The following is an 8,369-nucleotide window of genomic DNA, read 5'->3' as shown; positions in this document are numbered from 1 at the left end:
TCCGGCGCCTCAAGCTGACCGCCCGCAAGCTTCCGGTGGTGGCAGGACAGATCCTGATGATCGCCAATTGCGATGCGAAGTCCCGGGACTTGCTCAGGCGGACGGTCCATGATCTAGGTGGCGTCAGCGTGGACGAACATAGTGACGTCTTGCCGAATTTCAGATGGGTGTAAGGATCTCTGCGAATGGTTTGATCTGTTGGCAAGATGAGGAGCGCAAGGATGCATCGGCTTACCGAGTACCGAGGTTATGCGATTCATGTTGATCTCGTGAGTACCTCCAAGGACATGTTTGATACCTGGCTTCAGGTCGAACGGGCGGATGGCTCGCGCGGGGTGGTGCCTTCTGGCAAGCGAATGAAGGTCATGGGCTCCCCATTCTCGCGACGGTGGGCACATCTCGTGGGAGAACTTGCGGGTCGCGATGCCGTGGACCTGATGATCAAGGATGACTAGGCAGCGAGCCGTAGCGCTCCGGCGCTTGCCCGATCGATCGGCAAATCGAAAGCCACCTGCCCATTCCAACCGCCGTGGCGCCCAACTGGTAGCGTGCGACTGACGTCACCTGCGTGCCGGCAACACCACCATCCCCCCGTTTCCCCCATCTCCCCTCATGGCAAGTGCAGTCCTGCTCTCCCGATTGCCTTCTTGCCGACGCGCGACGCGCGCCCTGTTCACCTGACTTGTTCCTGTCACGCAAGACTCATTCGCCTTGGTGGGTATGCGAGTTCGACGGCAATCCATCTAGATTGAAGACTAGGGGCAACGAGCAATTCTCGCAGGTGGCGCCGATGGCGCCCTGATGCCCGAAACGAATCGAGCGATCCGCGAACACGCGGAAGGGGGCATCATGAAAATTGCAAGTGTCGAGGCGATACCGCTGCGCATTCCGTTCACCGCAGGTGGCCGGTCTGATGAAGCCGTGTGGGGTAAAAGCGGCTTGCAGACAGCGGACTCGCTGGTCGTCAAGGTCACGACGGATACGGGCGTGGTGGGTTGGGGCGAGACCTTCGGCTTTGCGGCGGTTGCGCCTGCCAAGGTCGTCATCGACACGATTCTCGCTCCCGCAATCGTCGGCCGGGATGCCTCGCAGCTTGAAAAGCTGATGCTCGACATGCAGCGGAAATTTCATGTTTTCGGGCGCAGCGGCGCCTTCCTCCACAGCCTTTCCGCTATCGACATCGCACTGTGGGACATCGCGGGAAAGGCCGCAGGCAAACCGGTTTATCAATTGCTCGGCGGCAGCGATGCCACTTCGCTTCGCGCCTACGCCAGCCTGACCCGGTATTCCGATCCGGAACTTGTGCGGGAAAACGTGGCGCGCGCGCTGCGCGACGGCTTTCGCCATCTCAAGCTGCACGAGATCGACGTGGAAAGCGTCCGCGCGGCGCGCGAGACGGCAGGTGACGACATCGACATCACGCTCGACGTCAACTGCCCCTGGAGTGTCCGCGAAGCGCTCGACATGGCGGAAAAACTCCGGCCTTTCAATCTGCGTTGGCTCGAAGAACCAGTATGGCCGCCGGAAAACTATTCCGGGCTCGCGCGCGTCAGGCAAGCGGGCGGCATCCCCATTGCCGCTGGCGAGAACGCGTCGACGTTGATGGACTTCCAGCATCTCTTCGAAGCAGGGGCCGTCGACTTCATCCAGCCGAGCCCGGCGAAGATGGGTGGCCTGACCGAGTTGAAAAAGGTGTACGCGTTGGCCAACGCCAACAACGTCACGGTGATGGTTCACACCTTCTATGACGGTCCTGGGCTCCTCGCCAGTGTGCACGCAAGCGCCGCGCTGGGCGGTCCCGATGCGCTCGTCGAATGGCGCTATTTCGACCTCGAGGCGCAGCTCTATGGGGACGCCATCATCCCGAAGAACGGTGCATTCGCCGTGCCTCAGGGCGCGGGTCTTGGCCTTGAGCCCAGTGCGGAAGTGATCCGCGACTACCGGGTGGCCTGAACGTGCCATGCATGTCAGCCCGGCGCGGATAACGTGCCGGGCATCAAAGGCCATCGCAGGCCGGACGGAGGGACAGACCTGACGGCGCGGACGCGGATGCCAAGGAGTATCAAAAATGTTGGAACGTATCGCAGGGCCTCTGCTGCCGGTCGCGTTTATCATCGTGCTCGGATTTCTCGCGGGAAAGCGCGGCAAGCTCAATCATTCGGATAGCCTGCTGATCAGCCGGCTGGTGCTCAACTGGATCTTCCCCGCCCTGCTGCTGGTCGGCATGGCCGGCACGCCGCGTTCGCAACTGCTCGACTTCCGGTTCGTGGTCGCAACGTTCATCGGCATCATGGGGATGTACGTCGTGGCGTTTGCCATCGGGTGGTTTCGCTATCGCGAACTGAAGGCTGCCACGCTGAAGGGCTTCGTGGTCGGATTCCCGGATGCCGCATTCATGGGTATCCCGATCCTGCAGGCCATGTTCGGCCCCGCCAGCCTGTACTCCGTACTGGTGCTCAACCTGGTGGCAAGCCTCGTGATGATTCCGCTGACCACGATGATGCTGGCAATCGCCAGCGGCAAAGGCAGCGGGACTCAGGCGTTCGTCGCCAGCATCTCGGGCGCCATCCGCCGGCCACTCATGTGGGCACCCGCCATCGGCATCCTGCTCTCCCTCCTCGCGATCAAGCTCCCACCTGTCATGGCCGAATCGCTCAATCTGCTCGGCAAGGCAACGCCCGGTGTTTCGCTGTTCTGTCTCGGCCTGATCATGTCGTCCGTGCGACTGAACCTGTCCAGCGAGGTGTGGGTGAACATGGGCCTGAAACTCGTCGTGCACCCGGCGCTGATGATCGGCGCGACCATTCTTCTTTCTGTCAAGGGTATCTACGCCCAGCAGATGATCCTGCTCTGCGCACTGCCGTCCGCGACGATTCCGGCGATGTTCGCCAACGAAGCCGGGGCCTATCAGAGCGAAGCGGCCACATCCATCCTCAGCAGCACCCTCATGTCGATCGTGACGTTCTCGATCGTGCTCTATCTGATCGATGGAGGCCTTGCTGCAGTCTGAATCCGCGCTTTACGTGCGCCTTGCCTGCGCCAGCGCCACGGCCAGCCTTGCCCCCACCTCGGCGTTATGTTTGACGAGCGCGATGTTCGTCGCCAGGCTGCGTCCACCCGTCAGCGCCTTGATGCGGGCCAGCAGGAACGGGGTCACGGCCTTGCCGGTGATGCCTTGCGCCGTGGCCTCGTCAAGCGCCTGCTGCGTCAGCGCGTCGATGTCATCGGACGCCATCGCTGCCGCCTCCGGCACCGGGGCGCTCAACACCACGCCGCCCGCAAGCCCCAGGTCCCACTTGGTGCGGATGAAGCGCGCCTGCTCCGTCGCATCGTCGAGCCTGAAATCGGCGCGAAAGCCGCTGTCGCGCGTATAGAACGCAGCGAAATTGTCTTGCTCGCAACTGAGCACCGGCACGCCGTGGGTTTCCAGGTATTCCAGTGTGAGCCCGATATCGAGGATGGATTTCGCACCGGCACAGACCACCGCCACCGAGGTCTTTGCCAGTTCCTGCAGATCGGCGGAGATGTCGAAGCTCTCCTGCGCACCGCGATGCACGCCGCCAATGCCGCCGGTGACGAAGACCTCGATGCCCGCCAGCGCCGCGCATATCATGGTGCCGGCGACTGTCGTGGCGCCGAGCCCGCCGCTGGCCAGCACGGCCGGCAGGTCGCGGCGGCTGACCTTCTGTGCCTCACCCGAGCGGCCGAGCAGTTCCAGTTCTTCGTCCGAAAGGCCAATGCGGATTCGCCCGCCGATCAACGCGATCGTCGCCGGCTCGGCACCCAGGCTGCGAATCACGGCCTCCACTTCGCGTGCGGTGCGAACGTTCTCCGGGTAAGGCATGCCGTGCGCGATGATGGTCGATTCCAGTGCCACGAGCGGGCGGCCTGCGGCCCGTGCGGCGGCCACTGGCGCGCTGAAGGTCAGCCAGGAATTGGCAAGGTCGGCAGTCATGTCGATGCTTTCGTCGGTGTGATTCGCTTGCGCGTGCAGCACAAGGCGTCGGTTCCCTGCGCTGCCCGCCCTCATTGAGCCACGGCTGGCGGAAGCACGTCGTCCTGACTCGCCGGCACGGTGAACTGGAATACAGCGCCGCGCGGCGCGTTTGCGGTGAGCCGCAGCGTTCCGCCGTGCGCTTGCACGATCGATTGGCAAATCGGCAGCCCCATGCTCATGCCAACCGCCGTTGTCGTATTGAACTCCTCGAACAGGCGATCGATGTTCCCGGGATCGACACCCGGTCCCGTATCGCTCACGGTCACCAGGACGGCACCCGGCGCCTTGCCCGTACTGATCGTCAGTTCTCGCGGTCCGTCGTCCACCGCGCTCATCGCTTCGATGGCGTTGATAATCAGGTTCAGCATCACATGCTGGAGCTGCACGCGGTCACCTTGAACCAGCGGCAAATCCTCCGCAAACGCCGTCCGCACGGAGACATTGTTCCTGATGGCATCGCTGCGCGTCAGCGCAATAACCTCGCGAATCGGCTCGTTGATCTGCACCCACTCCCTGTTCATCGGGGTGTCTCTGACGAGTGCGCGAACGCGGTTCATCACCTCGCCGGCGCGCCTTGCGTCTTTGGCGATACGTTCAAACGCCTGGCGAGCCTCCTCCAGATTCGGCGACGCTGCACCCAGCCAGCGTAGCCCCGCCTCGGCGTTGACGGCGCACGCGCCGATCGGTTGCTTGATTTCATGGCTGACCGAGGCCGCGAGCTGCCCCAGGGTGGCGATGCGGTTTGCGTGCGCCAGCGCAGCCTGGATCTCGCGATAGCGGCGCTCGCTTTCGCGCGCTTCGGCCTCCGCGCGCTTACGCTCGCTCAAATCGAGCACGAAAGCGACACCCTGCTTCGCCGCTTCCTCGAAGTCCGCCACGCCGATCAGCACTGGCACCCGGCTGCCATCCTTGCGGAAAAACTCTTTCTCGAATGGTTGCAGGCGGCCCGTCCGCTTGAGCTCCGGCATCCATTGCTGGAAATCGAGGTCGAGCCATTCCGGCGGAGTCATGTCGGTCCAGCGGAGACCCCCGGCGACGAGATCCTCGCGCTCATAGCCCACGATGCGGAGAAACGCGTCATTGGCCTCGACAATGCTCTCCTGCTGCCAGGTGAAGATGCCGATGATGTTGGCATCCACCAGCCGCTGGATCTTCGCCTCGCGCTCTTCGAGTTGCTGATTCAGTGTTGCCAGCGATCCCAGATCGGCCTGCAACACGTCGCGCCACTGGTGCAGGAGCCTGAGGAACAGATCGCTGTACTCGTTCCTTTCCCTGTCGAGAACGCAGATCGTTCCGAATATCTGGCCATCGGGCCAACTGATCGGCAAACCCAGGTACGAGATCATCCCCAGCTTGATATCGGGATTCGATTTCCACGCTTCGTCCTGGAGCGCGTCGGGGACGAGCAGCGGTTGACGGGTCTTCATCACGGTCTCGCAATAGAGCCCCGTGTTCAACGGCGCGGTTTCGGCCTGCTCGTAAGGATTCCCCTTGGACTCGCTGGAAACGAAGACTTTGATGTTCGGGGGCTCGACTTGCATGATCAACGCGGACGGAACGCGCATGATCTCGGCGAGCAGATCCACAATCTCTTGCCACTTCCTGACGGTTTCAGGGGGGACCTGGATGGAAAGTGGCATGGTCGCTAGTCGTTATGGCGCTGAAGAACGATTGATCTCATCGAATCATGTTCATGCGACAGGTGAAGACGCCACTGCGCGTCCCACAGTTTCAGGCCGGTAACGGGCGGCGGGTCTCCGATAAGGGGTGCTTATCTCGCCTTAAATGTAGACCTTATTCTGGCCGTTTGCGACGAACGCTGACCCCGCCGATTCTTCCCGCGTAGCGTGCGGCAAGTTACGCTCTCGGCGCCTGGCGACGGACGCCGGCCTCCCGTCCGGGAACGGCCGGCGCCCGCGCCTCGGCCCATTCCCTCATCCGCCTGCCATGCGCCGGAGATCCACCAGCCGGTCGAATGTCTCGCCGTCCAGCAGCCCGAGTGCGATGGCCGCTTCGCGCGGCGTGATTCGATTCTCGGTGGCGTGGCGGGTGATGCGGGCGGCCGCGTCGTACCCCAGCACCGGATTCAGCGCGGTCACGGCCAGCAGCGGGCTTTCAAGCTGGCGCGCCAGCCGTTCGCGGGCCGGCTCCAGGCCGGGAAGCAGGCGGCGCGCGACCATGTCGGCGCTGTCTGCCAGCAGGCGGATCGACTGCAGCACGTTGTAGATCAGCACCGGCTTCGCCACGTTCAGCTCGAAGTTGCCGGAGGCGGCCGCCATCGTCACCGTCACGTGATTGCCTGCGACCTGCATCGCCGCCTGCACCATGACCTCGGCGATGGTCGGGTTGCGCTTGCCGGGCATGATCGATGACGTCAGGCCATCCGCCGGCAGCACCAGCTCCCCCAACCCGCAGTGGGGGCCGGAACCCATCCAGCGCAGGTCGTTGGCGATCTTGGTGAACGACGCCGCGATCACGCCGAGCACACCGGACAGCTCCAGCAGCGCGTCGTGCGCGGCCATGCCTTCGACCTTGCAGGGGTTGGGCCGGAACGCCAGCCCGCTGAGCCGGGCGGCTTCCTCGCAGAAGGCGGCATCGAAGCCCGGCGGCGCGTTGAGACCGGTGCCGGCCGCCGTGCCGCCTTGCGGCAGCACCAGCAGGCGCGGCATGGCGTCATGGATGCGTGCCAGCGCGTTGCCGACCTGCGCCGCATAACCATCGAAGCTCTGGCCCAGGGTCGTGGGCACGGCATCCATCAGATGCGTGCGCGCGATCTTCAGCACATCGGCGAAGGCAATCGCGCGCTCCCGCAGGGCGGCGTGCAGGCGTTCGAGGGCCGGGACCAGCCGGTCATCCAGTTCGATGGCGGCGGTCATGTGCATGACCGTGGGAAAGCTGTCGTTGGACGACTGCGAGGCGTTGACGTGGTCATTCGGATGCACGGGCGACCGGGTGCCCAGCGGCTGGCCGAAGCTCTCGTTGGCCCGGTTCGCGATGACCTCGTTGGCATTCATGTTGGTCTGCGTGCCGGAGCCGGTCTGCCAGATGGTCAGCGGAAAGTGGTCGTCGAAACGGCCACAGCGCACCTCCGCCGCGGCCGCCACGATGGCGTCGCACAGCCGCGCGTCGAGCGCGCCGCAGCGCAGGTTGGCGTGGGCGGCGGCCATCTTGTGCAGGCCGAAGGCGTGGATCAGGCATTCAGGAAAACGCTCCGTGCCGACCTCGAAGATGGCCAGCGCGCGCTGCGTCTGCGCGCCCCAGTAGCGGTCCTCCGGAATCTCCACCGGACCGAACGCGTCATGCTCTATACGGTGCGTGGTCATCGTCAGTCCAGCGTGATATTGGCTTTCGCGGCGACGACCTTCCAGCGTGCCACCTCGGCCTCGGTGTGCTTGCCGAGCGCCGCCGCCGTGTACTGCTCCGGCGGCAGCATCTGGATGGCCTGCGCCGCCAGCTTCGCCGTGAACGCCTTGTCCGTCATCACCTTCAGATACGCCTGCTGCATCTTGTCGATGACCGGCTGCGGCGTGCCCTTCGGCGCATAGATGCCGTACCACGTCGCGGCCTCGAAGCCCGGGAGCACGGTCTCGGCCAGCGTCGGCACGTCCTTGAGCTGCGCCACGCGCGTAGCCGACGTCACGGCCAGCGGGCGAACCTTCGCCTCCGTGATCTGCGGCAGCGCGGTGTTGGTCTGGTCGAACATGCCGTCCACCTGCCCGCCGATCACGTCGATCAGCGCGGGCCCGGCGCCCTTGTAGGGCACCAGCGACACCTTCATTCCGGCCGACGCCGCAAACAAGGCCGCCACCAGATGGGACGTGGACCCCATGCCCGCGTTGCTGATGAAGAGCTTGCCGGGGTTCTTCCGCCCGAAGTCCACCAGCTCGCCCACGGTCTTCGCGGGATGCTCCTTGCGGACCATCAGCACCATCGGCGTATCCGGGAAACGGAAGACCGGCGCGAAGTCCTTGACCGGGTCATACGACAGCTTCTTGTACAGCGCGGGCGCCGCGCCCATGTAGCCCATGTGGCCGACCAGCATCGTGTAGCCGTCCGCCGCCGCGCGGGCCGCCTTGGTGGTGCCCACCGTGCCGCCGGCGCCGGGCGAGTTGTCGATGATGATCGACTGCCCGACCTCGCGCGACACGCGCTCCGCGATGTTGCGCGCCAGCGCATCGGTGGGACCGCCGGCCGCAAAGGGCACGATCCAGGTAATGGGCTTGCTGGGGTAGGCCTGGGCAAACGCTGGCGTGGCGGTGATGACTGACGCCCCGATGGCAGCGACGATGGTAGCCGTGGTGGCGAGCACCTGGCGGGCGATGGGCTTGATGTTCTTCATGGGTTGTCTCCTCGTTGGTGTTTGGGGGTCCGG

7 protein-coding genes are annotated in these 8,369 nt (G+C 64.4%); 3 read left to right on the top strand and 4 right to left on the bottom strand.

Going from position 1 to position 8,369, the window contains the following annotated elements:
* Positions 1-221 precede the first annotated feature (221 nt).
* The 3 genes from AC1DOX_RS14865 to AC1DOX_RS14855 all read left to right on the top strand — a co-directional run bounded on the left by AC1DOX_RS14865 (position 222) and on the right by AC1DOX_RS14855 (position 3,010).
* Positions 222-455, top strand: coding sequence for a hypothetical protein (locus tag AC1DOX_RS14865; protein WP_441617231.1), 234 nt, complete (start codon positions 222-224; stop codon positions 453-455).
* A gap of 394 nt (positions 456-849) precedes the next feature.
* Complete coding sequence (locus AC1DOX_RS14860; protein WP_441617264.1) at positions 850-1,953, top strand: mandelate racemase/muconate lactonizing enzyme family protein; 1,104 nt, start codon at positions 850-852, stop codon at positions 1,951-1,953.
* 115 nt (positions 1,954-2,068) lie between these two features.
* Positions 2,069-3,010, top strand: a complete 942-nt coding sequence (locus tag AC1DOX_RS14855; RefSeq protein WP_441617229.1) for an AEC family transporter — start codon at positions 2,069-2,071, stop codon at positions 3,008-3,010.
* Positions 3,011-3,019: 9 nt separating this feature from the next.
* Here the strand turns inward: AC1DOX_RS14855 and AC1DOX_RS14850 are convergent, their stop codons facing one another.
* From AC1DOX_RS14850 to AC1DOX_RS14835, 4 genes are all read right to left on the bottom strand, one after another.
* On the bottom strand, positions 3,020-3,955 hold the full coding sequence (locus AC1DOX_RS14850) for a pseudouridine-5'-phosphate glycosidase (protein ID WP_441617227.1): 936 nt from the start codon (positions 3,953-3,955) through the stop codon (positions 3,020-3,022).
* Between the two features lie 71 nt (positions 3,956-4,026).
* Complete coding sequence (locus AC1DOX_RS14845) at positions 4,027-5,637, bottom strand: GAF domain-containing sensor histidine kinase (RefSeq protein WP_477101421.1); 1,611 nt, start codon at positions 5,635-5,637, stop codon at positions 4,027-4,029.
* 294 nt (positions 5,638-5,931) lie between these two features.
* On the bottom strand, positions 5,932-7,320 hold the full coding sequence (locus AC1DOX_RS14840) for a class II fumarate hydratase (RefSeq protein ID WP_441617223.1): 1,389 nt from the start codon (positions 7,318-7,320) through the stop codon (positions 5,932-5,934).
* 2 nt (positions 7,321-7,322) lie between these two features.
* Entirely contained in the window at positions 7,323-8,336 is a 1,014-nt protein-coding gene (locus tag AC1DOX_RS14835) for a tripartite tricarboxylate transporter substrate binding protein BugD (protein WP_441617221.1), read from the bottom strand.
* Positions 8,337-8,369: the final 33 nt, after the last annotated feature.

The sequence above is a fragment of the Cupriavidus sp. 01L415 genome (genome assembly GCF_056400065.1).
This window is presented reverse-complemented; position numbering and strand designations above follow the sequence as displayed.